The sequence below is a fragment of the Sphingomonas sp. SORGH_AS_0879 genome (genome assembly GCF_030819175.1).
In the GTDB taxonomy this organism is placed as follows: Bacteria; Pseudomonadota; Alphaproteobacteria; order Sphingomonadales; family Sphingomonadaceae; genus Sphingomonas.
On record NZ_JAUTBJ010000002.1, the window covers coordinates 283,579 to 306,357 of the forward strand.

Consider the following 22,779-nt stretch of genomic DNA (forward strand, 5'->3'; position numbering starts at 1 on the left):
CCATGACGCTGGCCCGGCCCGATTGGCGCGACCGTCTGCGCGCGGCGATCCCCACGGGGTTGATCGTGGGCGGCATGGGCTATGCGCTGGTCATCGGGTTGGGCTTTGCGCCGAGCCTGCCGTCACCGTCGCAGGCGCTCGACAGTTTCGATGTGGTGCCCCCGGCCCCGCCACCACCGCCCCCGACCCAGCCCCAAAAGGTGGCGACCCATCGCCCGCGCGGTGCCGCCGCCCCGCCCAATATCCGATCGCAGGCGACCCAAGTGGTGGCCCCGCCGCCGGTCGTGGTGTTGCGCCCGATCTCGCCCGTCATCGTCGCGCCGGTCGCGGGGACGGGGGCGGATGCGAGTCAGGGCGCGTCCGACAAGCCCGGCCCCGGCACGGGGGCGGGAGGTGTCGGAAACGGCACGGGCAGCGGCGGGTCGGGGGACGGCGACGGCTATGGCGACGAAACCCCGCCGCGCCGGATCAAGGGACGGATCAAGGATTCGGACTATCCCGAAGCCGCCGCCGATGCGGGCGCGAGCGGCACGGTGCAGGTCCGCTATTTCGTCAATGTGGATGGCCGGGTCAGCGGTTGCGTGGTGACGAAGAGCAGCGGCAATGCCGCTTTGGACGAAACGACCTGTCGATTGATCGAGCAGCGATACCGCTACGACCCGTCCCGCGATGCCGACGGGCGACCGGTGCGGTCGATCATCGTGGTGAATCAGGATTGGGTGCTGGAGCGGGTTCCGGCGGAGCGGTAAGCGCTGGGGCATGGGCTTCGGCTTTGACGCATAGCGTCAAAGTTTATCCTGAGCGGCTGGCTTGCCAGCCAGCCGAAGGGCTCAGCCTGAACGGAGGATGGGGCTTTTTTGAGGTTCGCGCGGAGGCGCGGAGGACGCGGAGGTGTCGGGCGCGCTGAAACGTCATCCCACGCCAATGACGGCCTGTTGTGACGGACTATCGAACGCGCTTGGCGGAACACCTCCGCGTCCTCCGCGCCTCCGCGCGAACAAAATCTCTTTCCCCAAACCCCGTTCAGGCTGAACGAAGTCGAAGCCCAAGGGAATCCCTCAGTCTCAAACCCCCACGCTCCGCGTCAACGACAGGAACACGTCCTCCAGATCGGCTTCCTTGGTCGAGACATCGACGATCCCGAACCCGTCCGCCTGTACCGCCGCCAGCACCTGGCCCGCATTCACCTTGTCCTTGGCATAGGTGATTTCCAGCGTGCGCGCGCCCTTCAGCACGATCCTGCCGAAGCTGGCATGGTCGGGGACCGCCCCCACGTCGCGGTCGACGGTCACCGCGACGATCTTTTCCTGCGCCTTGCCGACCAGTTCGCGGGTCGGCTCATTGGCGACTAGGCGACCATGGTTGATGATCGCGATCCGGTCGCACAGTTCCTCGGCCTCTTCGAGATAGTGCGTCGTCAGCACCACCGTCACGCCCTGTTCGTTCAACTGGCGGACATAGGCCCAAAGCTGTTGCCGCAGTTCGATATCGACGCCCGCCGTCGGCTCGTCGAGCACCAGCACGGGCGGCGAATGGACCATCGCCTTCGCCACCATCAGGCGGCGCTTCATGCCCCCCGACAAAGTGCGCGAATAGGCGTTGGCCTTGTCCTCCAGATGCACCGCGCGCAGCAATTCCATCGAGCGGCGCTGCGCCTTGGGCACGCCGTACAGGCCGCCCTGGATTTCCAACGTCTCCAGTGGCGTGAAGAAGGGGTCGAACAGGATCTCCTGATTGACGATGCCGATCGACGCCTTGGCATTGCGCGGATGCCGGTCGATGTCGAAGCCCCAGATCGACGCCGAGCCTTCGGTCTTCATCACCAGCCCGGCCAGGATGTTGATCAGCGTCGACTTGCCCGCGCCGTTCGGGCCGAGCAGCCCGAAAATCTGCCCCCTCGGCACATCGAAGCTGACCCCGTCGAGCGCGCGCTTGCCGCCCTGATAGGTCTTGGCGATGCCCTGGATCGAGATGGCGGCTTCGGTGGGAGTGGTCATGGGCCATGCGATAGGCCCGCGCGGGCAACAGGCCAAGCCGGTTTTCCGCAATTGCACGGGGCCCCGCGCCTTGCTATCGCGCGGGACTATGTTGCCGCCGCCCGAAACCACCCGCGTCACCCAGACCCGCGTCGCCTGCGACGGCGCCACCGACATCCCCGGCGGAGCCGCGCTCGGCCATCCGCGCGTGTGGCTCCAGATCGACGAAACCGGCTATGTCGATTGCGGCTATTGCGATCGCCGCTTCGTGCTGATCGGTGGCCCGGCGGATGGGGTGGACCAGGCGACTCTCCCGGATCACGGCGACGGCGCCGGGCGCTAAGCCCCCCACGCGAATAGAGACTCACGCCCCTCCCGTAGACGAGTTTCAGGTCGGTCATGCCCCCGGCATGACCTAAACGATGCGGGGCATCGTTTACCCGAAACTGGGATGGGGGAGGGTTTTGCCGCAAGCGTTGGTCTCTGTGAGACTCCTTGCCCTCCCCCCGGCCCCTCCCGCTTGCGGGAGGGGAGAAGAAGGTGGGATTTCCGTGAGCGGAGATTTCAAACCTCGGGCCGGCATCCTATATCCCCCAGATGACCGCCACCGATCCCCGCTCGTTCCTGTACCGCGACACGCTCGACCCCGATGCGGCGCTTCGGCTGACCGCCAACGCCCTGTCGCGTGCGGACGATGGCGAACTCTATCTGCAATATAAGCGCTCCGAAGCGTTCGGCTTCGACGATGGGCGGCTGAAGACGGCCAGCTACGACACCCATTCGGGCTTTGGCCTGCGCGCGGTGTCGGGCGAGATGACCGCCTTTGCCCATGCCAACGAACTGTCCGAGGCAGCGATCCAGCGCGCCGCGCAGACCATGGCGCTGATCGATCCGGCCAAGGGGGCCGCCGCACCTCCGCCGCAGGGGACCAACCGGCACCTTTATACCGCGACCGACCCGCTCGACCTGATCCCCTTCGCCGAGAAGGTGTCGCTCTGCCAGACGATCGATGCCGCCGCCCGTGCGCGCGATCCGCGCGTGGTGCAGGTGTCGGTCGGCCTGTCCGGAAGCTGGAGCGTGGTCGAGATCGTCCGTGCCGACGGCTTCGTCGCAACGGACGTGCGGCCGTTGGTGCGGCTCAACATATCGGTCGTGGTCGAGCAGAATGGGCGGCGCGAGACGGGCAGCTTCGGCATCGGCGGGCGCTATCTCTACGACCGGCTGGTCGCGCGCGAGACCTGGGAGCGCGGCATCGACGTCGCGCTCAACCAGGCGCTGGTCAATCTCGACTCGGTGGCGGCACCGGCGGGCGAGATGACCGTGTTGCTCGGGCCGGGCTGGCCGGGCGTGCTGCTGCACGAGGCGATCGGCCACGGGCTGGAAGGCGACTTCAACCGCAAGGGCACCTCGGCCTTCTCGGGGCGGATCGGCGAGCGGGTCGCGGTCCCCGGCGTCACCGTGGTCGATGACGGCAGCCTGGCCGACCGGCGCGGTTCGCTGTCGATCGATGACGAGGGCACGCCAACGCGTGAAGTCGTGCTGATCGAGGATGGCATCCTGAAGGGCTATATGCAGGACCGGCTCAACGCACGGCTGATGGGCGTCGCGCCGACCGGCAATGGGCGGCGCGAGAGCTTCGCCCATGCCCCGATGCCGCGCATGACCAACACCTTCATGAAGGGCGGGCAGGACGATCCCGCCGAACTGCTGTCGCGGGTCAAGAACGGCATCTTCGCCAAGTCCTTCGGCGGCGGGCAGGTCGATATCGTGTCGGGCAAGTTCGTCTTTTCCTGCACCGAGGCATACCGGATCGAGAACGGCCGCTTGGGCGCACCGATCAAGGGCGCGACGCTGATCGGTGACGGGCCGAGCGTGCTGACCAAGGTGACGGGTATCGGCAACGACTTCGCGCTGGACGAAGGCGTGGGGGTGTGCGGCAAGGGCGGGCAGAGCGTCCCCGCCGGGGTCGGCCAGCCGACCTTGCTGGTCGAAGGGCTGACCGTCGGCGGCACCGCGCTGGCGGCGTAATACGCCATTTGTTCCTTGCAGGGGATTGGCGCAAAAGTTCAACTTCCCATCCTCCCTCGCGCCACCCCGGCGAAGGCCGGGGTCCAGTTGCGTCGTGATGGGAGGGACTGACTAACGGCTCGCCAACTGGATCCCGGTCTTCGCCGGGATGGTCCTGGCGGGTTTTGCATCAGGCTCGCTTGTTCAACGCCCCATGCCCCGCCCCCAGCAACAGCGCGATCGCGCCACCGCCGATCAGGTTGCCCAGCGTCGACAGCGCCAGATTATGCGCGATGCCCGCGATCGGTACGCCGACCGGATCGAGCGCATGGCCCAGCGGCAGCAACGTCATGTTCGCGATCGAATGTTCGAACCCGGCGGCGACGAACAGGGTAACGGGCGCGATCACCGCGATGATCTTGCCCGCGACCGTCTCCGCCCCGCTCGCCATCCAGACCGCCAGGCACACCAGCATATTCGCTAGGATGCCCGAGGCGATCAGCATGCCGCTCGACTTGGCGACCTTCGCCATGGCGGTTTCGCGTGCGACGGCGGCAAGTGCGCCGTCCACCGCCTCCGGCCCGCCCGCCGCGACGAACAGCGCGACGACGATCAGGCTGCCGACCAGATTGGCGCACCACACCAGCCCCAGCGCCTTGGCCAGACCCATGCCCGTCACGCGGTGCTGTGCAAGGGGAAGCGACAGCATCGCATGGCCGGTGAACAGATGCGCGCCCGTCACCATCACCAGCATCAGCCCGGCGGAAAAGGCGAGGCCCGCCAGAAGATGCGTCGCCCCCGCATCCGAGGGCATGCCGGCGCTCGCGATCAGATAGGCGATCCCGCCGAACCCGATCTGCAATCCCGCCGCGATGCCCAGCCACAGGATCGGCGCGACGCCCGCCTCTTCCCGTTCGGCCAGCGCGTCGGCCACCGTTCCTGCCAGCGGCTCGCCGGATGTGTCGGCCATGATGGGCTCCCTTCATCTACCTGAAAGGCAAACCGGCGGGACGCGGCTTTGCTCCGAAACCGTGCCTGAAATTTAGGCAGAGATGGCCACCTGCTGTTTTTTTGATGCGCAAAAAGAAGCGATCCGATCCGTCTTCCATCGCCTCCGCGCGGGAAAGTCACGAAATCGTAAATTGGCACATCCTTTGCGAAGCGGGTCGGCGGGTAACGCAAAGGGGGCGCAGGTGAAGCTGATCATCGCTATCATCAAGCCGTTCAAGCTCGACGAGGTGCGCGAAGCGCTGACCACGCTCGGGGTGGCGGGCATGACGGTGACCGAGGTGAAGGGTTTCGGGCGGCAAAAGGGCCAGACCGAAATCTATCGCGGGGCCGAATACAGCACCAACATGGTGCCCAAGATCAAGATCGAGGTCGTCTGCGCGTCCGAGATCGCCGACCGCGTCGTCGAATCGATCCAGGCCGCCGCCAACACCGGCGCGATCGGTGACGGCAAGATCTTCATGCTCGATGTCGGCCAGGCCGTGCGCATCCGCACCGGCGAAACCGACGAATCGGCACTCTGAGCAAGGGGGGATTTCGATGAAGCACGTCACCAAATTGGCGACCGGCGCGGCGGGCCTCGGCCTGACGCTGTTCGCCGCCCTGCCCGCCTGGGCGCAGGACGCCGCGTTGCAGGCACCCGCCGCCGCCGCACCCGCCGCGACGGTGAACAAGGGCGACACCGCCTGGATGCTCACCTCGACCGTGCTGGTCATGATGATGATCCTGCCGGGCCTGGCGTTGTTCTATGGCGGCCTGACCCGCGCGAAGAACATGCTGTCCACCATGACGCAGATCGGCGCGGCGGCCTGTCTCGCGATGCTGATCTGGGTGATGTACGGCTATAGCCTGGCCTTCGGGCCGGACGTGTCGGGGGGCGCGTCCAACTTCATCTCCGGGCTGGGCAAGGCGTTCCTGAAGGGCGTCACGCCCGCCAGCCAGGCGGCGACCTTCACCGCGGGCGTCGAAATTCCCGAATATGTCTTCATCTGCTTCCAGATGACCTTCGCCGCGATCACCGCCGCGCTGGTGCTGGGCTCGGTCGTCGAGCGGATGAAGTTCTCGGCGGTCATGGCCTTCGTCGCCGTGTGGCTGACCATCGTCTATTTCCCGATCGCGCACATGGTGTGGGCGTCCTCGGGCCTGTTCTTCAAGGCGGGCGCGCTCGACTTCGCGGGCGGCACGGTGGTGCACATCAACGCCGGCGTCTCGGCGCTGGTCGCCTCGCTGATCCTCGGCAAGCGCATGGGCTATCCGACCACGCCGATGCCTCCGCACTCGCTGACGCTGACCGGTGTCGGCACCGGCCTGTTGTGGGTCGGCTGGTTCGGGTTCAACGCGGGCTCGGCGCTGGAGGCCAATGGCTCGGCGGGTCTGGCGATGATCAACACCTTCGTCGCGACGGCCTCGGGCGGCCTGTTCTGGATGCTCGCCGAGCGTCTGGCGGGGCATAAGGGTTCGGCGCTGGGCTTCTGCTCGGGCATCGTCGCCGGTCTGGTCGCGGTCACCCCGGCGGCGGGCAATTCGGGTCCGTTCGGCGCGATCGTGCTGGGCGCCATCGCCAGCGTGGTCTGCTTCTATGCCGTGTCGGTCCTCAAGCCCAAGCTCGGCTATGACGATGCGCTCGACGCCTTTGGTGTCCATGGCATCGGTGGCATGATCGGCGCGATCGGCACGGCGGTGGTCTATGCCCCGTCGCTGGGCGGCCCGGGTGCGGCGGATTACGCCATGGGTTCCAAGCTGCTGGTCCAGCTCGGGGCGGTCGCCACGACGATCGTCTGGGCCTCCATCGGCACCGTCGTCGCCATGTATGTCGCCAAGGCGATCACCGGCCTGCGTGTCGCCCCCGAAGTCGAGCAGGAAGGCCTCGACCTCGGCGAGCATGGCGAGCGCGCCTACAACTGATCGGGAGCGGGGGCGACAGACCCCCGCACCCCACGACGTTCCTCCTGCGGACGACCTAAGCCCGGTGCGGCAACGCACCGGGCCTTTTTTTGTGGGGTAGCAGGCGCTCCGTCTGCGGCCCGCTGCCCTTCATGACCAACCCCCGTTCGCACTGAGCGAAGTCGAAGTGCACGGGATGACGCTCGCGGACAGGGCTTAGCGTGGCCTTCGACTTCGCTCAGGCTGAACGGACGTTGGGGAATGGGAAATGGGCGCTTACCGTCCCTTGGGCCCGGCCACCGGACCGGCGGGGCGCGCGCCACCTTGCGCCGCCTTGGCCGCTTCATATTCGTCGAAGGTGCGCGACAGCAGCGCCTGCGCCTCCGCCTCGGTCACCTTGCCGTCCTTGTTGGCGTCGGCCTTGTCGAACCACAGGTCGGTCAGCCGCTGGGCATGGACCGCGTCGATCTGCTTCTTGCCATTGCCCATCTTCATGATCGCGGCCTTGACCTCGGCCTTGGTCAGCACGCCGTCGTGATTGGTGTCGCGCGCCTTGAACTCGCGGGAGAATTTGGCGGCGGCGGAGGCGCGGGTGTCCTGCGCCAGGGCGGGGACGGCGAGCGACGCGGCGATCAGACCGGCGAAGAGGAAACGGGTCATGCTCGGGACTCCAGTACGGGGCATCATGGCCGCTCCTGACGGCCTTTGGCTGTCGCCGCAATGAACGAACCCAAGCGAAGGTTGCGTGGGGCCGCGACAGCGCATAGGGCGCGAGGCAAATCCATCCCCTCTCCGAAGGACTTTGCCGTGAGCGAAGATATCAAGCGCGTCGTCCTCGCCTATTCGGGCGGCCTCGACACCAGCGTCATCCTGAAGTGGCTGCAGCAGCATTATGGCTGCGAGGTCGTGACCTTCACCGCCGATCTGGGTCAGGGCGAAGAACTGGAGCCCGCGCGCAAGAAGGCGGAGATGGCGGGCGTGAAGCCCGAGCATATCTTCATCGACGACCTGCGCGAGGAGTTCGTCAAGGATTACGTCTTCCCGATGATGCGCGCCAATGCGCTGTACGAGGGGCTGTACCTGCTCGGCACCTCGATCGCGCGGCCGTTGATCGCCAAGCGCCAGATCGAGATCGCCAAGATGGTGAACGCCGACGCGGTCAGCCACGGCGCGACCGGCAAGGGCAACGACCAGGTGCGCTTCGAGCTGGGCTATTACGCGCTGAACCCCGACATCAAGGTCATCGCACCCTGGCGCGAGTGGGACCTGACCAGCCGCACCAAGCTGATCGAATTCGCCGAGGCGCATCAGATCCCGGTGTCCAAGGACAAGCGCGGCGAAGCGCCCTTCTCGACCGACGCGAACCTGCTGCACACCTCGTCCGAGGGCAAGGTGCTGGAGGACCCGTGGGATGAGGTCCCCGATTATGTCTATTCGCGCACCGTCAACCCGGAAGACGCGCCCGACCAGCCCGAAACCATCACCATCGATTTCGAGCGGGGCGACGGCGTCGCGCTGAACGGTGAGGCCTGCTCGCCCGCGACGTTGCTGACCAAGCTGAACGAACTGGGCCGCAAGCACGGCATCGGCCGCCTCGACCTGGTCGAGAACCGCTTCGTCGGCATGAAGAGCCGCGGCATGTACGAGACGCCGGGCGGCACCATCTATGCGCTGGCGCATCGCGGTATCGAGCAGATCACGCTCGACCGGGGCGCCGCGCATCTGAAGGACGAACTGGCGCCGCGTTATGCCGAGCTGGTCTATAACGGCTTCTGGTTCAGCCCCGAGCGCGAGATGCTCCAGGCCGCCGTCAACTATAGCCAGGAGAAGGTAACCGGCACCGTCCGCCTGAAGCTGTACAAGGGCCAGGCGATCGTCACCGGCCGCAAGTCGCCCTATTCGCTCTATTCGGAAAAGGTCGTGACCTTCGAGGACGATCAGGGCGCCTATGACCAGCGCGACGCGGCGGGCTTCATCAAGCTCAACGCGCTGCGCCTGCGCCTGCTGGGTCGCCGCGACCGGATCTGATCCGCATAGCCCGTCCTGACAGGGGAAAGGTCGATATGATCGCCGCCAACCGGCAGGACGGGAAGACGAACAAAGAGGCGGGGCTGTGGTGGCAGTCCCGCCTCTTTTTGTTGGCATGCGTGATCCTGTCGGCGGTGCCCCTGCTCTGGCCCGGCGTTGCACCGCTGGACGATATCGGCGACCATATCGGCAGTTACCGCATTCTGGCCGAAGCGGGGCGCGGGCCGCTGGGGCGCTATTATGACGTGCACTGGGCGGCGGTCGGCAATCTGGGTGTCGAGGCGATCGTGCTGGCGCTGCACCGTGTCTTCGGCCTCGACATCGAACCGGCGACCAAGCTGATCCTGCTGGTCATCCCGCCGCTGACGGTCGCGGGGATGATCGCCTTGGCGCGGGCGGCGCATGGGCGGATACCCGCCACCGCGATGCTGGCCTTTCCGCTGGCCTATGGCCCGTCCTTCCAGATGGGGTTCGTCAATTTCTGCCTGGCGCAGGCGCTGGTGCTGCTGGCGCTGGCGTTATGGCTGTATCTGGCCCGGACGCGGGGGATCGGCTGGCGGATCGTCCTGTTCGCGTTGATCGCACCGGTGATCTGGCTGTGCCACGCGCTCGGCTGGGCGTTGCTGCTGACCTATGCCTTTGCGATGGAGGCGGCGCGGCTGGCCGAAACGGGGCGAACCTGGCGGCAGGCCGTTCCCCGTGCCGGGCTTATGGTCGCGCCGATGGCTCTGCCCGCGCTCTGGATGCTGCGGGCGGGCGGGGACCGGGTGGCCGGTGATAGCGGCGGCTGGTATGTGATCTACAAGATCCGTTGGGTCCTGACCCTGTTCAAGGAGCAGTGGTTCGTCTGGGACGCCGCCGCGCTGATCGTCGTGATGCTGTTCGGCTATGCGGTGATCCGGTCGCGCCGCCTGTCGATGCTGCCGCTATTGGCCGTTCCGGCGGCCATCGGTTTCGCGATATTCCTGGCGCTCCCCTATGTGTTCCGGGGCGGTGCCTATCTCGACATGCGGATGCTGGCCCCGGCGGTCGTGCTGGCGATCCTGTCGGTCCGCATCGCCCCGGCCGGGAACCATGGCCGGATCGCGGCGCTGGCGACCGGCTTTTTCGTCGCCCGGTTGATCGGCACGACCATCGCCTTCGTCCAGATCGCGAATGCGCAGGAGCGGGACTGGCAGGCCCTGGACGCCTTGCCGCCGGGTGGCCGGGTGCTGGTGCTGGTCGATGCGCAGGGTGAAGCCGGTTGGGGTAGCCCCCGGCGGTGGCATATCGCCGGTCTCGCGATCGCGCGGCGGCGCATGTTCACCAACACCCAATGGTCCGTGCCCGGCCAGCATCTGATCCGTCCCCGCGTCGCCGATGCCGCCCCCTATGACCGGGACCCCTCCAGCCTGGCCTTCCCGCCCGGCAGCCAGGGGGGATGGGTCGATATCGACACGGCGATTCGGGATTTCGATCGCTGTTCGTTCGATGCGGTGTGGACGATCGGCTTTCCGGCGGGGCGGGCGCGGTCGCCCGACCTGATCCGGACATGGTCGGACCGCGACTCCGCCGTCTATCGCGTTCGGCACCACCGATGCTTGTCGGACGCCCCTTCGGTCCGCTAGGCACTGGCGCCATGAATGGGGGAAAGCTCAACTGGTGGCAGACGCGGTGGTTCGTGGCGGCGATGGCGCTGCTCGCCGCGCTGCCGCTGATCTGGCCGACGGTGCCGCCGCTGGTCGACCTGCCGGGCCATATGGGGCGTTACCGGGTCCAGCTGGAATATGGCAACCAGCCCTGGCTGGCCGACTGGTATCATTTCGAATGGCAGATGATCGGCAATCTGGGCATCGACCTGCTGATCGAGCCGCTGGCGCCGATCTTCGGGCTGGAGCTGGCGGTCAAGCTGATCGTCATGGCAATCCCCGTGCTGACCGTCACCGGCCTGCTCTGGATCGCACGCGAGGTGCAGGGGCGGATTCCCGCCACCGCGCTGTTCGCGCTGCCGCTGGCCTATAGCTATCCCTTCCAGTTCGGCTTCGTGAATTTCGCGCTGGCGATGGCGCTGGCGCTGAACCTGTTCGCACTCTGGCTGCGCATGGGGCGGCTGGGCACGGTGCGGTTGCGCGCGATCCTGTTCGTGCCCTTGTCCTGCATATTGTGGGTCGCGCACACCTTCGGCTGGGGCGTGCTGGGCGTACTCGCCTTCTCGGCCGAACTGATCCGCCAGCACGATATCCGCCGGGCCAAGGGCGCGCATGGGGTGAAGGGCTGGGTCGTGTCGGCCTTCCATGCCGGGATCGGCTGTATCCCGCTGGCGCTGCCGATGGTGCTGATGGTGGTGTGGCGCTCGGGCGCGGACGTCACCGGCCAGACCACCGACTGGTTCAACTGGCGGTGGAAGATCAACTGGGTCACGATGGTCCTGCGCGACCGCTGGATGCTGTTCGACCTCGCCTCGGTCACGGTGCTGTTCCTCGTCCTGCTCAAGGGCGTGCGCGACGAGCGGGTCGAATATTCGCGCAATCTGGTCCTGTCGGCGGCGTTTCTCTTCATCGTCTATCTGCTGTTGCCGCGCATCGTGTTCGGCTCGGCCTATGCCGATATGCGCCTGGCCCCCTATGTCCTGGCGATCGCGCTGATCGCGCTCCGGCCCCGGCGCGGGCTGTCGCTGCGCGGTGCCTCGACCTTGGCGGTCGTAGGCCTGCTGTTCTTCGTGGTGCGGATCGGCGCGACCACGGTCAGCTATGTGATGTACAGCAACGATTACGACCGGGTACTGGCCGCGCTGGACCATGTTCCGCCGCGCGCGCGGCTGCTGACCTTCGTGGGCCGCCAATATTGCGCCGATGTCTGGCCGTCGAGCCGGCTGGAGCATGTCGCGGGCCTCGCGCTGGAGCGCAAGCTGGCCTATGCCAACGATCAATGGTCGATGGCGGGCGGGCAGTTGTTGACCGTGCGCTATGCCCCCGCCAAGCGCTTCGCGCACGACCCGTCCGAGATCGTGACCCAGCGGCGCTGCCGGGGCCAGTGGTGGCGGCCGGTCGAGACCGCGCTGAAGCTGCTGCCGCGCGATGCGTTCGACTATGTCTGGCTCGTCCACCCGCCGCGTTACGACGAAAGCCTGACGCGGGGGATGACGCCGATCTGGCGGTCGGGGCGCGACGTGCTCTACCGGATCGACGATCGCCGTCCGATCATCGATCCGGCGGCCTATGAGCTGCTGAGCCGTCCCTCGCCCGAGGACGAGCATCGCGCCCCACCCGCCCGGCGCAGCACGCCGCCCGGCAAGGACGACGATTAAGAGTCGTTGTCCAAACTTGCTGTAAGCGAGTTTCGAGCGGGCCGGTGCCGCAAAACGTGCCTCGGCACGTTTTCGAATAGTCGCTACCTCACCCCCGGCGGAAGGGGGTGAGTTCGCCCAGATACTCGCTCTCGGCCTCGATGGCCTGCCGCTCGCGTTGCACGAATTCGGCGACGGCGCGGCGGAAGGCGGGGTGGGGGATATAATGCGCCGACCAGGTCGGCACCGGGACATAACCGCGCGCCAGCTTATGCTCGCCCTGCGCCCCCGCCTCGACCGTCGAGAGACCCCGCGCGATGGCGGCGTCGATCGCCTGATAATAGCATAGCTCGAAATGGAGGAAGGGCACCTCCTCGGTGGCGCCCCAATAGCGGCCATAGAGCGTGTCCTGGCCGATCAGGTTGAGCGCCCCCGCGATCGGCACCCCGTCGCGCTCCGCCAGGATCAGCAGCACCTTGTCGCCCAGCCGCTCGCCGATCCGGTCGAACGCGGCGCGGGTCAGATAGGGGCGGCCCCATTTGCGGCCGCCGGTGTCCTGGTAGAAGGTCCAGAAGGCGTCCCAATGCTCCGGGCGGATGTCGCTGCCGGTCAGGTGGCGGATGGTCAGACCCTCGACGGCGGCGGCGCGTTCCTTGCGGATCGCCTTGCGCTTGCGGCTGGCAAGCGCGTTCAGGAAATCGTCGAAGCTGCCATATCCGTCGTTGCGCCAGTGGAACTGCACCCCCTCGCGGATCAGCCAGCCCGCCGCCTCGAAATGCGGCAGCTGTTCGGGCGCGACGAAGGTGACGTGCGCGGAGGATAGCTCGTTCTGATCGGTCACCGCCTCGATCGCGGCGATCAGCGCGGGGGCGAGGGCGGGATCGCGGAGCAGAAGGCGGGGCCCCGGTACCGGCGAGAAGGGCGAGGCGATCTGGAGCTTGGGATAATAGCGCCCCCCGGCGCGCTCCCAGGCATCGGCCCAGCCATGGTCGAAGACATATTCCCCCTGGCTATGCGCCTTCAGATAGGCGGGGGCGATCGCGGCGGGCCGGCCGTCGGGGCCGTCGATGACGATCGGGGCGGGCGTCCAGCCCGAGCGGCCGCCGACGCTGTCCGATTCCTCCAGCGCGGTCAGGAAGGCGTGGGAGACGAAGGGGTTGGCGGTGCCCGCGCAGGCGTCCCACTGGTCGGGGGACAAGGCGGCGACGCCGGACAGGATACGCGCGATGGCGGTGGTCATCGTTGGGGGATATGCGGTTTGGGATGGGGTGGGGCAAGGGGGGCCGTTGGCTTGTGGAAGCGGGCCCTCCCCCATCCCCTCCCGCCTGCGGGAGGGGAGCGGCTAGAGGCTAGAGCAGTTTCCGATCAGGTTGGATCAACGGCACGGCGGTGATTTTGGTTCGGGGCTAGGCGCGCGGAGGGAGCGATGCTGAAGCATCGTGACCGACAAGCAACGCCGCCCCGGATCGAAAGCACCCCGCCGCGAAGCGGTCGCCCGCAGGGCGATGACGCTGGTTCAATCTGGTCGGAAACTGCTCCAGCGAGCGATCCTCACATCAGCCAAGCAACACGCCCCTCCCGCAGGCGGGAGGGGATGGGGGAGGGAAGGCCGCGGGCGACCCGCCCAAAAAATCAGGCCAGCTCTACAATCGCATCCACCTCGACCGCCGCACCCAGCGGCAGCACCGGCACGCCGACCGCCGAGCGGGCATGACGTCCCGAATCCCCGAACAGCGCCACCATCAGTTCCGACGCGCCATTGGCGACCTTGGGCTGGTCGGTGAAGTCGCCCGCCGAATTGACGAACACGCCCAGCTTCACGATCCGCTTTACCTGCGACAGGTCGCCGCCCAGATATTTCCGGATCTGCGCGACCAGCATCAGGCCGCATGCCTGCGCCGCCTTCTGCCCGTCTTCCAGCGAGACGCCGTCGCCCAGCCGTCCGGTGACGAGCTGGCCGTCGATGAAGGGCAGCTGGCCCGAAATGTGGAGAAGCCCGCCCGCCTCGACGACGGGGACATAGGCGGCGACGGGGGCGGCGGCTTCCGGCAGCGTGAGGCCGAGCTGCTCGAGCGCGCGATCGATATGGGTGGTCATGGCGCGAGACATGGCGCGCCCGCCCCGTTCAGGTCAAGCCATGGCGATCAGGCGGCCGGCCGCCCCTCGGCGAAACGCGCCGCGATCCAGTCCTCCGCCCGCCGCCAGTCGTCGATCCGCGCATGGGCGTCGGGGGCGGGGGGCACGTGCGGGGCCATTTCGGGCTCCGACACCATGTGCAGCCGGTGGACCTGCGGCGCATGTTCCGCGACCGAGGCATGATGCTGCGGCAGGTCGTCGACGAAGACGGTGACGGGATGGCCATGTTCGGCGACCAGCCTGGCCACCGGCTCGCCCTTGCCGCCGCTGTTGCACTGGACGCGGTGGGCGATGCCGAAGCGCGCGAGCTGTTCGATTCGCGGCTGGCGGCATTCCTCGATCAGGTTGGTCAGGATGACGATATCGGCGGTTTCGGCCAGGGTCGCCAGCGCCTCGGCGGCGTGGGGGACCAGGGTCTGGCGCTCCATCTGGCCGGGGAAGAAACCGTGGAGCAGGTCCCACGCCTCGGTCTGGCTCAGCGCGGAGCCGCCGTCCCGCCGGGTCATCGCCCCGAAAAAGTCGTGGCGGTCGAGCGCGAAGTCGATGTCATGCGCCTCGTCCAGCCAGCTGCGGAAATGCCGGACCATATGGACCAGCACCTCGTCGCAATCGCAGATCAACAGGGGTTTCATGCCTTCTCCAACATGCGGCGGGCGGCGACCAGCGATTCGGGGCGGGTGCCCAGCGCCTCGGCGCAATCGACCAGATCGGCTTCATGCGCTTCCAGAAACGACAGGATCGCCGCGAGCACGCCGGGCTCGCCCGCGCCGCCGCGCAATTCCTCGACCGACAGGCCGGTCAGCGCCAGCAGACGCTCGGCGCGCGAGGGGCTTTGCAGCGTCCACACCAGCGCCTGCAACGCCGTCGCCATCGCCGCCTCCATCCGTTCAGGCTCGATTGTATCCGGTCCGGGCATTGCCTATCGTCGTCCCTGGTGAATGGTGGAGCGGGCGTGGCAAGAAAGGTGCTCGTTGTCGAGGACAACGAACTCAATCTGAAACTCTTCTGCGACCTTCTGCGCGCGCATGGCTTCGTGGCGGAGCCGGTGCGCGACGGGCGGGAGGCGGTCGCCCGCGCCCGCGAGGTCGAGCCGGACCTGATCATCATGGATATCCAGATGCCGCACGTCACCGGCTATGACCTGATCCTGGAGCTGAAGGCGGACGAGGCGCTTCGCCGCATCCCGGTGATGGCGGTCACGGCCTATGCGGGGCGCGATGACGAGGACCGCATCCGCGCGGCGGGGGCGGATGCCTATGTCTCCAAGCCGATCAGCCTGATGCGCTTCATGGAGGCGGTGAACGGGTTGGTGTGAGTGTTCCCCGGAGTCACATACCACCGCCCCGACCTTTGCCGCGAAGGTCACCCCGTGGCCTTCGACTGCGCTCAGGCTGAACGGAGGTGGGGATTTGGTTCGCGCGGAGGCGCGGAGACGCGGAGCTGTTGGTTTGCCGGCATAGCTCGTCCTGCACCAACGCTCATGGGGAGCAGCCGGTCTTCCGACCGAAGCGAACCTCCTCCGCGTCTCCGCGCGAACTCCATAAAGCCTGAAACGCTCAGTCCTCCGAATCGTCCCCAACCGGAGCCGCCTTCCGCCCCTTGAACCCCTGCGCGACGACGAACCATTCCACCGAGCCCTTGCGGCTCGACGGCGGCTTGGCGTGCTTCACCGTGGCGAAGTGGCGCTTCATCTCGGCGACGAGTTGCGAATCGGCGCCGCCCGCGAACACCTTTGACACGAACACCCCGCCGGGCGACAACACGTCGCAGGCAAAGGCGAAGGCGGTTTCGACCAGCCCCATGGTGCGCAGCGCGTCGGTCTGCGGATGGCCGACGGTGTTCGCCGCCATGTCCGACATGACCAGGTCGGGCGCGCCGCCCAGCGCCTCCATCAGCCGGTCCGGCGCGGCATCGTCCATGAAGTCCATCTCGAAGATGGTGACGCCGTCGATCGGGTCGACCGGCAGAAGGTCGATGCCGACCACGCTGGCGTTCGGCACCTTGCGCCGCACCACCTGGCTCCAGCCGCCCGGCGCTATCCCCAGGTCGATGATCCGCTTCTTGCCGCGCAGGAAGCCGAACCGTTCGTCCAGCTCGATCAGCTTGTACGCCGCACGGCTGCGATACCCCTCCGCCTTGGCGCGGCGGACATAAGGGTCGTTGAGCTGGCGTTCGAGCCAGCGGGTCGATTGGGCGGTGCGGTTCCGGGCGGTGCGCACCCGCTGGTGCAGCCCCGAATTTCCTCTGCTCACGGTCTGGTGATTCCCATCAAACGGCGCAGGATCCCTTCGCGAATCCCACGGTCGGCGATCCCTAGCCGCTCGGCGGGCCAGAGGTCCAATATCGTCTCCAGGATCGCGCAGCCCGCGACCACCAGATCGGCGCGCTCCGGCCCGATGCACGCCACCTTGCCGCGCGCCGCCAGGCTCTTGCGCGACAGGTCGGCGCTGATCGCGCGCATCGCGGCGGTCGGCACGATCAGCCCGTCCACGGCGGCGCGGTCATATTGGCTGAGCCCCAGATGGACGCTGCCCAGGGTCGTCACCGTCCCGCTGGTGCCGAGCAGCCGGGGGCGCTTCAGGTCGCGCGGCAGGCGCCGGGTGAAGTCGGCGAAGCTGTCCGCCACGATCTCGCGCATCCGCGCATAGGCGGCCAGCCGCCCCGCCTCGCCCTCGCCACCGCCGGCGCTCTCGGTCAGCGAAACGACGCCCCAGGGTGCGGAATGCCAGTCGAGGATGCGCGGGGCGGGCCCGCGCGTGTCGACCAGCACCAGCTCGGTCGATCCGCCGCCGATGTCGAACACCAGCGCGGGGTCCTCCCCCGGCTCGATCAGCGCGTGACAGCCCAGCACCGCCAGCCGCGCCTCTTCCTCGGCGGAGATGATGTCCAGATGGATGCCGGTTTCGGCCAGCGCGCGGGCGATGAAGGCGGGGCCGTTGGCGGCGCGCCGGCACGCCTCGGTCGCGACCGCGCGGGACAGGGTGACGTTGCGGCGCCGCAGCTTGTCGGCGCACACGCGAAGCGCGGCGATGGTGCGGTCGATCGCGGCATCTGACAGCCGTCCGGTCGTGGCGAGGCCTTCGCCCAGCCGCACGATTCGCGAAAAGGCATCGACCACCGCGAAGCCGCCGCCCTGCGGCCGCGCGATCAGCAGGCGGCAATTGTTGGTGCCCAGATCGAGCGCGGCATAGGCCTGCGCATCGGACCATCGGCCACGCTGGGGCCGGGGCGGTGCCGGACGGGCAGGGGGCTTGGCCTGCCGGTACGGCCTTCGGGTGGGAACATCCCCCATCGCCGTATCTCACTTTATTCTGTTCTATCCGTCACGGACTTGAGCGTCCGCCGGTGCTTGACGGCCAAGGTAGCGAGTCGCCGCGCGCGCGACAAGACGGCGAGGGGGGCAAGCGGCGGAAATCCGGTTGACAAGGGTGATTCGCCCGCCTAGAGGCCCACCCCTGTTCGATGCCCCGTCGTCTAAAGGTAAGACCACGGACTCTGACTCCGTTAATTGAGGTTCGAATCCTCACGGGGCATCCAGATTTCCCTATATCGCCGGTCCGGATCGCTTTATCGCTCGCCATGTGACGGGGATGGGAAGCGCGCGATGCGATATGCAGGGGCGGTCGGTGCGGCGATGCTGCTGGGGCTGGCGTCACTGGCGCTGGCCTGGATGACGGGCGGGATCACGGGCAGCTTTCTGGGGCCCGACGAATCGGCCCATTATGTCAACACGCTGTTCCTCGCCGACTGGCTGCGCGCCGGATTGCCCGGCCCGATGGCCTTCGCGCGCGATTTCTACGCGCATTATCCCAAGCTTTCGATCGGGCATTGGCCGCCGGGCTGGTATGCGCTGTGGGCGCCGCTCTTCGCGTTGGCATGGCCTTCGCCCTTTGCGGCGGCGATCGTCAGCGCGGTCGTGGCGGGATGGCCCGCGCTGCTGGTGCTGTGGGCGATGCGCCGGATGGGCGCGCCCCGGATTGGACTGGCGGCGGCCTTCGCCATGCTGGCGTCGCCGCTGGCGGTCGACAGCGCGCGGTCCTTCCTGCTCGACCAGCCGGTGGCCCTGGTGGTCGGGCTGGGCGCGATCGCATGGCTGCGTGCGGCGGAGGCGCCCGGCTGGCGGCGGTTCGCACTGTTCGGTGCGCTGGCGGCCTTCGCGCCATTGGTGAAGGGCAATGGCGCGCTGATCGCGCTGGTTCCTGCCGTGGAAATCCTGCTCGCGCGGCGTTGGGCGATCCTGCGCGACCGGCGGCTATGGGTGGTGGCGGTGGCGACCCTGTTGGTCGTCGCGCCCTGGTATGCGGTGTCGTTCCGCATTTCGGCGGGCGGATTCAACTATGCGCCGGGCCTTGCCTATGCATGGCTGGCGCTGTCCACCAATGTCGCGGCGCTGGTCGAGGATCTGGGATGGGTGGGCATCGGGCTGATGGTGGCGGGGGCAGTGCTGGGGTGGCGGGCCGAGGAGGCGAGGCCGGTCGTCCGGCTGGCGCTGGCGGTCGTCGTGGCGACGCTGGCCTTTCAATCGATCGTGCCCGTGGCGCTCGATCCGCGCTATGTCCTGCCCGCTCTTCCCTGGGCCATCACGCTGATCGCGACGGCAATCCTGCTGGTCTGGCGGCGCGGGGGGATGGCGAGGCCCGTTGCCGTGGTCCTGGGACTGATCGTGTTGATTTCACCGGTGACGGCGCTGATCCATCTGGCGCCGAAGCGCGACATGGGCGCGCCCGCCATCGTCGCGACGATGCGGGCGGCACCGGGCATCTGGATGGTCGACGGCCGCGCGGGCGGCGAGGGTGCGATCATCGCCGAGGCCGCCTATCAGGATCGCGGTCGTCGCAGCCTGTGGGCCGTGCGGTCGTCGCAATGGCTGTCGGGCAGCGATTTCATGGGGCGCGGCTATCACCTGATCGCGCGGACTCCGGGAGAGGCGGCGGCGATCCTCGACCGGATCGGCGTGGCGGGGGCGGTGATCGTGCGCGACCGATACCGCGACGCCTATCCGCACAGTGCGGTGCTGCTGCGCACGGTGACCGGCGGGGCTTACCGGGTCATGCAGCACCGTTTCGATCAGGGCGACGGCGACGTGATCGTGGCGATCCGCCGATCGCCGGTCACCCCGCACCCCGAGGCCCTGAGCCAGGCCGATATATCGCGCAATGTGAAGGCGATGGCGCGCTGAATCCCCTCAGCGCAGGATGATGTCCGCGCCATGCTTGTGCGCGCGGATTTCGTCCTCGCTCAACCCGTTGATCTCGTGCGGGAAGATCAGCCAGTCATTGGTCTGGTGGACGAAATAGTCCGGCTTCAGGTCGGTCACGTTGCGCGATGGCTTGTAATAGACGGTCGCGACCTTCACCTCGTCCGGGATATTGCGCCGGCACCGGTCCTTCAGTTCCTTCAGCAGCGCGCGGATCGAGCGGCCCGAATCGAACACGTCGTCGATCAGCAGCAGGCGATCCTCGGGGTTCAGCACGTCGACCAGATGGCCCAGGCCATAGATGCGGACCTGCGGATCCTGCTGGTCGATGCCGGTATAGGAGGCGGTGCGGATCGCGATATGGTCGCTTTCGACGCCGCGATATTCCAGCAATTCCTGCACCGCGATGCCCACACGGCGCGCCGCCGCGCCAGATGCCGACGATATGGGTCGGGCGGAAACCGCTGTCGAAGACCAGATTGGCCAGGCGGAAGGAATCCTCCAGCAGGCGGTCGGCGGACAGATAGACTTTGGTGGTCACGACACTTCCATCATCGTTGAGGGAGCGGGCGGCCACGCCATTCCCGCCGGAATCTGACGCCCCTTTTGCTGCCCCGATGCGCCAAGGGCAACCACCGCGTCATCCCGCCTGTTGCGCGAAGGCATCCAGCCGGTCGAGATGCGCGGCGATCGCGCCATCGTCCAGGAACGATCCCAGGAAGCTGTTGCGCGCCAGCGTCACCAGATCCGCGCGCGACAGCCCCCGGCTCCGGGCGACGGCGCGGTAATTGTCGCCGACATAGCCCCCGAAATAGGCGGGATCGTCCGAATTGATCGTCGCCCGCAGGCCGAGGCGCAGCATGTGGTCGATGGGATGGTCGCCCATGTCCTTCACCACGCACAGCTTGTGATTGGACAGCGGGCAGACGGTCAGCGTCATCGCCTCGCGCGCCAGCCGGGCGGTCAGCAGCGGGTCTTCCAGCGCGCGGTTGCCATGGTCGAGCCGGTCGATCCGCAACAGGTCGAGCGCCTCGTGCACATAGGCGGGTGGCCCTTCCTCCCCGGCATGGGCCACGCGCTTCAGCCCGGCGTCCCCGGCGGCGGCGAAGACGCGGGCGAATTTCGACGGGGGATGGCCGACCTCGGAGGAATCGAGGCCAACGCCGTCGATCCGGTCCAGCCATTTCTCGGCCCGCGCGAAGGTGGCGAAGGCGGCGTCCTCGTCCAGATGGCGCAGGAAGCAGAGGATCAGCTTCGACGTCAGCCCGTGGCGCTCGCGCGCCGCCGCCATGCCGGACAGCAACCCCTCCATCACCGTGTCGAAGGGGATGCCGCGATCCGTATGGGTCTGCGGATCGAAGAAGATTTCGGCATGGACCACGCCGTCCGCCGCCGCCCGGTCGAAATAGGCGACCGCCAGATCGTGGAAATCCTCCGCCTGCCGCAGCACGTCCGCGCCCGCATAATAGATGTCGAGAAAGTCCTGGAGGTTGGAAAAGGCATAGGCCGCGCGCACCTCCTCCACCGAGCCGAACGGGATGGCGACCCGGTTCCGCCGCGCCAGCGCGAACATCAGCTCCGGCTCCAGGCTGCCTTCGATATGCAGGTGCAGCTCGGCCTTGGGCAGGGCGGTGATGAAGTCGTCGTCCGTCATGGCAGGTTCCGTCCGAGGGGTACTATGGCCCTATCATGCGCAATAGCGCGGGCGGGCGATAGAGTGGTGAGCGATGCCTTTTTGCGATCGCTTCGTTCCAGATTCGGCGCTGGTGGCGGGACGCTCCCTGTCGATACCATGGCATCGTTACCCCAGCGGACAGACGGAGACCGGCCCCATGCCTTCGGCGACGCATGAATTGCCCTTGGCGGGATCGTCCATGATGGACCGCGAAACGGCCGAGACGGCGGTTGCGCCGATCGACGACAGTGTCGATGCGGTGCCGCCCGCCCGTCGGCTGGTGCCGCTGGCGTTTCAGCATGTGCTCGTGATGTATGCCGGGGCGGTGGCGGTGCCGCTGGTCGTCGGGCGGGCGCTGGATTTGCCGCCCGCGCAACTGGGGATGCTGATCAGCGCCGATCTGGTCGCCTGCGGCTTCGCCACGCTGATCCAGACGCTTGGCCTGCCCTTGGTCGGCATCCGACTGCCCATCGTCATGGGCGTGACCTTCGCTTCGATCAGCCCGATGCTGGCGATGATCGCGGCGGACCATGCCGAAGGTACGCCGCCCGCCATGGTGCTGCGCGGCATTTACGGCGCGGTCATCGTCGCGGGGCTGTTCGGTTTCCTGGTCGCGCCGTTCGTCGGGCGGCTCTCGCGGCTGTTCCCGCCTGCTGTCACCGGAACCGTGATCCTGTCGATCGGGCTCAGCCTGATGCGGGTCGGCATCAACTGGAGCGCGGGCGGGCAGCCGACCGATCCAGGCTATGGCGCGCCCGCGCATTTGGGGCTGGCGCTTATGACGCTGGTCGTCGTGCTCTGCCTGATGCGGTTCGGGCACGGCCTGTTGCGCAGCGGCGCGGTGCTGGCGGGCACGATCGTGGGGACCGTCATCGCCGGGGCCATGGGGCAGGTCGACTGGGAGCCGGTGCGCGAGGCGTCGTGGTTCGCGCTGGTGAAACCCTTCCAGTACGGCGCGCCGACTTTCGACGCGCCCGCGTCGATCGCGATGTGCCTCGTCATGATGACGGTGATGATCGAATCCTTCGGCATGTTCATGGCGGCGGGGCAGATAGTGGGCCGTCCGGTCGAGCGGACGCAGATGGTGCGGGGCTTGCGCGGCGATGCGGTCGGGACGCTGCTGGGCGGGGTGTTCAACACCTTTCCCTATACCTCCTTTGCGCAGAATATCGGGCTGCTCAGCATCACCGGCGTACGCTCGCGCTTCGTGTGTGCGGGGGCGGGGGTGATCCTGCTGGCGCTGGGCGTCTGCCCGAAGCTGGCGGCTTTGGTCGCGGCGGTGCCGCTGCCGGTGCTGGGCGGCGCGGCGCTGGTCATGTTCGGGATGATCGCGGCGACGGGCATCCGCATCCTGGGGTCGGTGGAACTGACCTTCGAGCGGCTGGTCACCATCGCGGTGTCGATCGCGGTCGGGCTGATCCCGGTCCTGTCCGAACGATTCTTCCAGGCGATGCCGAGCGCACTCGCGCCGCTGCTTCATTCGGGTATCGTGCTGGCCTCGATCAGCGCGGTGGGGCTGAACGCCTTTTTCGGGAGTCGGGCTAGCCGCGAGGCGGAGGTGATCTAAACCCTCTCCTCCCCTTGCAGGATTCCTCTGCGAAAC

22 protein-coding genes, 1 tRNA gene and 1 pseudogene are annotated in these 22,779 nt (G+C 67.6%); 13 read left to right on the top strand and 11 right to left on the bottom strand.

The genetic code is table 11. From position 1 onward, the window contains the following. Positions 1-2: 2 nt before the first annotated feature. Positions 3-749 carry an energy transducer TonB gene (locus QE379_RS01940; protein WP_306997313.1) on the top strand — a complete coding sequence of 249 codons (747 nt, stop codon included), beginning with the start codon at positions 3-5 and terminating at the stop codon, positions 747-749. A gap of 315 nt (positions 750-1,064) precedes the next feature. Here the strand turns inward: QE379_RS01940 and QE379_RS01945 are convergent, their stop codons facing one another. Next, positions 1,065-1,997, bottom strand: a complete 933-nt coding sequence (locus QE379_RS01945; protein ID WP_306997315.1) for an ABC transporter ATP-binding protein — start codon at positions 1,995-1,997, stop codon at positions 1,065-1,067. An 88-nt stretch (positions 1,998-2,085) separates the two neighbouring features. On the opposite strand from QE379_RS01945, the gene QE379_RS01950 reads away from it, so the two are divergent. Next, positions 2,086-2,319, top strand: coding sequence for a zinc-finger domain-containing protein (locus tag QE379_RS01950; protein ID WP_306997317.1), 234 nt, complete (start codon positions 2,086-2,088; stop codon positions 2,317-2,319). A 254-nt stretch (positions 2,320-2,573) separates the two neighbouring features. Next, entirely contained in the window at positions 2,574-4,004 is a 1,431-nt protein-coding gene (gene tldD / locus QE379_RS01955) for a metalloprotease TldD (RefSeq protein WP_306997319.1), read from the top strand. Positions 4,005-4,173: 169 nt separating this feature from the next. Here tldD and QE379_RS01960 read toward each other — a convergent pair whose 3' ends face one another. Then, positions 4,174-4,953 carry a formate/nitrite transporter family protein gene (locus QE379_RS01960; protein WP_306997321.1) on the bottom strand — a complete coding sequence of 260 codons (780 nt, stop codon included), beginning with the start codon at positions 4,951-4,953 and terminating at the stop codon, positions 4,174-4,176. Between the two features lie 223 nt (positions 4,954-5,176). Here QE379_RS01960 and QE379_RS01965 point away from each other — a divergent pair, with 223 nt between their 5' ends. Next, positions 5,177-5,515, top strand: a complete 339-nt coding sequence (locus tag QE379_RS01965) for a P-II family nitrogen regulator (protein ID WP_042488306.1) — start codon at positions 5,177-5,179, stop codon at positions 5,513-5,515. Positions 5,516-5,531: 16 nt separating this feature from the next. After that, entirely contained in the window at positions 5,532-6,896 is a 1,365-nt protein-coding gene (locus tag QE379_RS01970) for an ammonium transporter (protein ID WP_306997324.1), read from the top strand. 255 nt (positions 6,897-7,151) lie between these two features. On the opposite strand, the gene QE379_RS01975 is transcribed toward QE379_RS01970, so the two are convergent. Beyond that, positions 7,152-7,535: an EF-hand domain-containing protein gene (locus QE379_RS01975; protein ID WP_306997326.1), complete on the bottom strand. Its 384-nt coding sequence runs from the start codon at positions 7,533-7,535 to the stop codon at positions 7,152-7,154. Positions 7,536-7,682: 147 nt separating this feature from the next. Here QE379_RS01975 and QE379_RS01980 point away from each other — a divergent pair, with 147 nt between their 5' ends. The 3 genes from QE379_RS01980 to QE379_RS01990 are packed head-to-tail and all read left to right on the top strand — an operon-like array spanning position 7,683 to position 12,189. Next, positions 7,683-8,903 carry an argininosuccinate synthase gene (locus tag QE379_RS01980; RefSeq protein WP_007406430.1) on the top strand — a complete coding sequence of 407 codons (1,221 nt, stop codon included), beginning with the start codon at positions 7,683-7,685 and terminating at the stop codon, positions 8,901-8,903. 35 nt (positions 8,904-8,938) lie between these two features. Then, entirely contained in the window at positions 8,939-10,510 is a 1,572-nt protein-coding gene (locus tag QE379_RS01985; protein ID WP_306997330.1) for a hypothetical protein, read from the top strand. Between the two features lie 11 nt (positions 10,511-10,521). Continuing rightward, a complete protein-coding gene (locus QE379_RS01990) occupies positions 10,522-12,189 on the top strand; it encodes a hypothetical protein (protein WP_306997332.1) in 1,668 nt (555 codons plus the stop codon). Between the two features lie 88 nt (positions 12,190-12,277). On the opposite strand, the gene QE379_RS01995 is transcribed toward QE379_RS01990, so the two are convergent. The 4 genes from QE379_RS01995 to QE379_RS02010 form a co-directional block, all read right to left on the bottom strand. Further along, entirely contained in the window at positions 12,278-13,408 is a 1,131-nt protein-coding gene (locus QE379_RS01995; protein WP_306997334.1) for a GNAT family N-acetyltransferase, read from the bottom strand. Positions 13,409-13,800: 392 nt separating this feature from the next. Continuing rightward, positions 13,801-14,265, bottom strand: a complete 465-nt coding sequence (locus QE379_RS02000; protein WP_306997337.1) for a RidA family protein — start codon at positions 14,263-14,265, stop codon at positions 13,801-13,803. 47 nt (positions 14,266-14,312) lie between these two features. After that, positions 14,313-14,936 (bottom strand): HAD family hydrolase, encoded by a 624-nt coding sequence (locus tag QE379_RS02005; protein ID WP_306997339.1) that lies wholly within the window; start codon positions 14,934-14,936, stop codon positions 14,313-14,315. Next, on the bottom strand, positions 14,933-15,175 hold the full coding sequence (locus QE379_RS02010; protein WP_306997342.1) for a DUF3572 family protein: 243 nt from the start codon (positions 15,173-15,175) through the stop codon (positions 14,933-14,935). Before QE379_RS02010 ends, QE379_RS02005 begins: the two co-directional genes overlap by 4 nt. Before the next feature lie 81 nt (positions 15,176-15,256). On the opposite strand from QE379_RS02010, the gene QE379_RS02015 reads away from it, so the two are divergent. Then, on the top strand, positions 15,257-15,619 hold the full coding sequence (locus QE379_RS02015; protein ID WP_306997344.1) for a response regulator: 363 nt from the start codon (positions 15,257-15,259) through the stop codon (positions 15,617-15,619). Between the two features lie 241 nt (positions 15,620-15,860). Here the strand turns inward: QE379_RS02015 and QE379_RS02020 are convergent, their stop codons facing one another. After that, positions 15,861-16,556, bottom strand: a complete 696-nt coding sequence (locus QE379_RS02020; RefSeq protein WP_306997346.1) for an RlmE family RNA methyltransferase — start codon at positions 16,554-16,556, stop codon at positions 15,861-15,863. Beyond that, entirely contained in the window at positions 16,553-17,596 is a 1,044-nt protein-coding gene (locus tag QE379_RS02025; RefSeq protein WP_306997348.1) for a Ppx/GppA phosphatase family protein, read from the bottom strand. Before QE379_RS02025 ends, QE379_RS02020 begins: the two co-directional genes overlap by 4 nt. A gap of 171 nt (positions 17,597-17,767) precedes the next feature. Between QE379_RS02025 and QE379_RS02030 the strand changes: the two genes are divergently transcribed. Continuing rightward, a tRNA-Gln gene (locus tag QE379_RS02030) sits at positions 17,768-17,841 on the top strand. A gap of 67 nt (positions 17,842-17,908) precedes the next feature. Further along, a complete protein-coding gene (locus tag QE379_RS02035; RefSeq protein ID WP_306997349.1) occupies positions 17,909-19,483 on the top strand; it encodes a glycosyltransferase family 39 protein in 1,575 nt (524 codons plus the stop codon). Between the two features lie 6 nt (positions 19,484-19,489). On the opposite strand, the pseudogene QE379_RS02040 reads toward QE379_RS02035, so the two are convergent. Beyond that, positions 19,490-20,009, bottom strand: a pseudogene (locus tag QE379_RS02040) (phosphoribosyltransferase). On the opposite strand from QE379_RS02040, the gene QE379_RS02045 reads away from it, so the two are divergent. Continuing rightward, a complete protein-coding gene (locus QE379_RS02045) occupies positions 19,947-20,099 on the top strand; it encodes a hypothetical protein (RefSeq protein WP_307003312.1) in 153 nt (50 codons plus the stop codon). The pseudogene QE379_RS02040 and the gene QE379_RS02045 sit on opposite strands and share 63 nt — an antisense overlap. 42 nt (positions 20,100-20,141) lie before the next feature. On the opposite strand, the gene QE379_RS02050 is transcribed toward QE379_RS02045, so the two are convergent. Beyond that, positions 20,142-21,155 carry an adenosine deaminase gene (locus tag QE379_RS02050; protein WP_306997351.1) on the bottom strand — a complete coding sequence of 338 codons (1,014 nt, stop codon included), beginning with the start codon at positions 21,153-21,155 and terminating at the stop codon, positions 20,142-20,144. 220 nt (positions 21,156-21,375) lie between these two features. Between QE379_RS02050 and QE379_RS02055 the strand changes: the two genes are divergently transcribed. After that, entirely contained in the window at positions 21,376-22,743 is a 1,368-nt protein-coding gene (locus tag QE379_RS02055; RefSeq protein WP_306997352.1) for a nucleobase:cation symporter-2 family protein, read from the top strand. Positions 22,744-22,779: the final 36 nt, after the last annotated feature.

Excerpts from the sequence above, each read along its gene's own strand:
- QE379_RS02000 (WP_306997337.1), bottom strand. The coding sequence starts at position 14,265 with ATGACCACCCATATCGATCGCGCGCTCGAGCAGCTCGGCCTCACGCTG.
- QE379_RS02025 (WP_306997348.1), bottom strand. The coding sequence starts at position 17,596 with ATGGGGGATGTTCCCACCCGAAGGCCGTACCGGCAGGCCAAGCCCCCT.
- QE379_RS02055 (WP_306997352.1), top strand. The coding sequence starts at position 21,376 with ATGATGGACCGCGAAACGGCCGAGACGGCGGTTGCGCCGATCGACGAC.
- QE379_RS02045 (WP_307003312.1), top strand. The coding sequence starts at position 19,947 with ATGGGTCGGGCGGAAACCGCTGTCGAAGACCAGATTGGCCAGGCGGAA.
- QE379_RS01960 (WP_306997321.1), bottom strand. The coding sequence starts at position 4,953 with ATGGCCGACACATCCGGCGAGCCGCTGGCAGGAACGGTGGCCGACGCG.
- QE379_RS01970 (WP_306997324.1), top strand. The coding sequence starts at position 5,532 with ATGAAGCACGTCACCAAATTGGCGACCGGCGCGGCGGGCCTCGGCCTG.
- QE379_RS02005 (WP_306997339.1), bottom strand. The coding sequence starts at position 14,936 with ATGAAACCCCTGTTGATCTGCGATTGCGACGAGGTGCTGGTCCATATG.
- QE379_RS02050 (WP_306997351.1), bottom strand. The coding sequence starts at position 21,155 with ATGACGGACGACGACTTCATCACCGCCCTGCCCAAGGCCGAGCTGCAC.
- tldD (WP_306997319.1), top strand. The coding sequence starts at position 2,574 with ATGACCGCCACCGATCCCCGCTCGTTCCTGTACCGCGACACGCTCGAC.
- QE379_RS02010 (WP_306997342.1), bottom strand. The coding sequence starts at position 15,175 with ATGGCGACGGCGTTGCAGGCGCTGGTGTGGACGCTGCAAAGCCCCTCG.
- QE379_RS01945 (WP_306997315.1), bottom strand. The coding sequence starts at position 1,997 with ATGACCACTCCCACCGAAGCCGCCATCTCGATCCAGGGCATCGCCAAG.
- QE379_RS01995 (WP_306997334.1), bottom strand. The coding sequence starts at position 13,408 with ATGACCACCGCCATCGCGCGTATCCTGTCCGGCGTCGCCGCCTTGTCC.
- QE379_RS02035 (WP_306997349.1), top strand. The coding sequence starts at position 17,909 with ATGCGATATGCAGGGGCGGTCGGTGCGGCGATGCTGCTGGGGCTGGCG.
- QE379_RS01940 (WP_306997313.1), top strand. The coding sequence starts at position 3 with ATGACGCTGGCCCGGCCCGATTGGCGCGACCGTCTGCGCGCGGCGATC.
- QE379_RS01950 (WP_306997317.1), top strand. The coding sequence starts at position 2,086 with ATGTTGCCGCCGCCCGAAACCACCCGCGTCACCCAGACCCGCGTCGCC.
- QE379_RS01975 (WP_306997326.1), bottom strand. The coding sequence starts at position 7,535 with ATGACCCGTTTCCTCTTCGCCGGTCTGATCGCCGCGTCGCTCGCCGTC.
- QE379_RS01990 (WP_306997332.1), top strand. The coding sequence starts at position 10,522 with ATGAATGGGGGAAAGCTCAACTGGTGGCAGACGCGGTGGTTCGTGGCG.
- QE379_RS01985 (WP_306997330.1), top strand. The coding sequence starts at position 8,939 with ATGATCGCCGCCAACCGGCAGGACGGGAAGACGAACAAAGAGGCGGGG.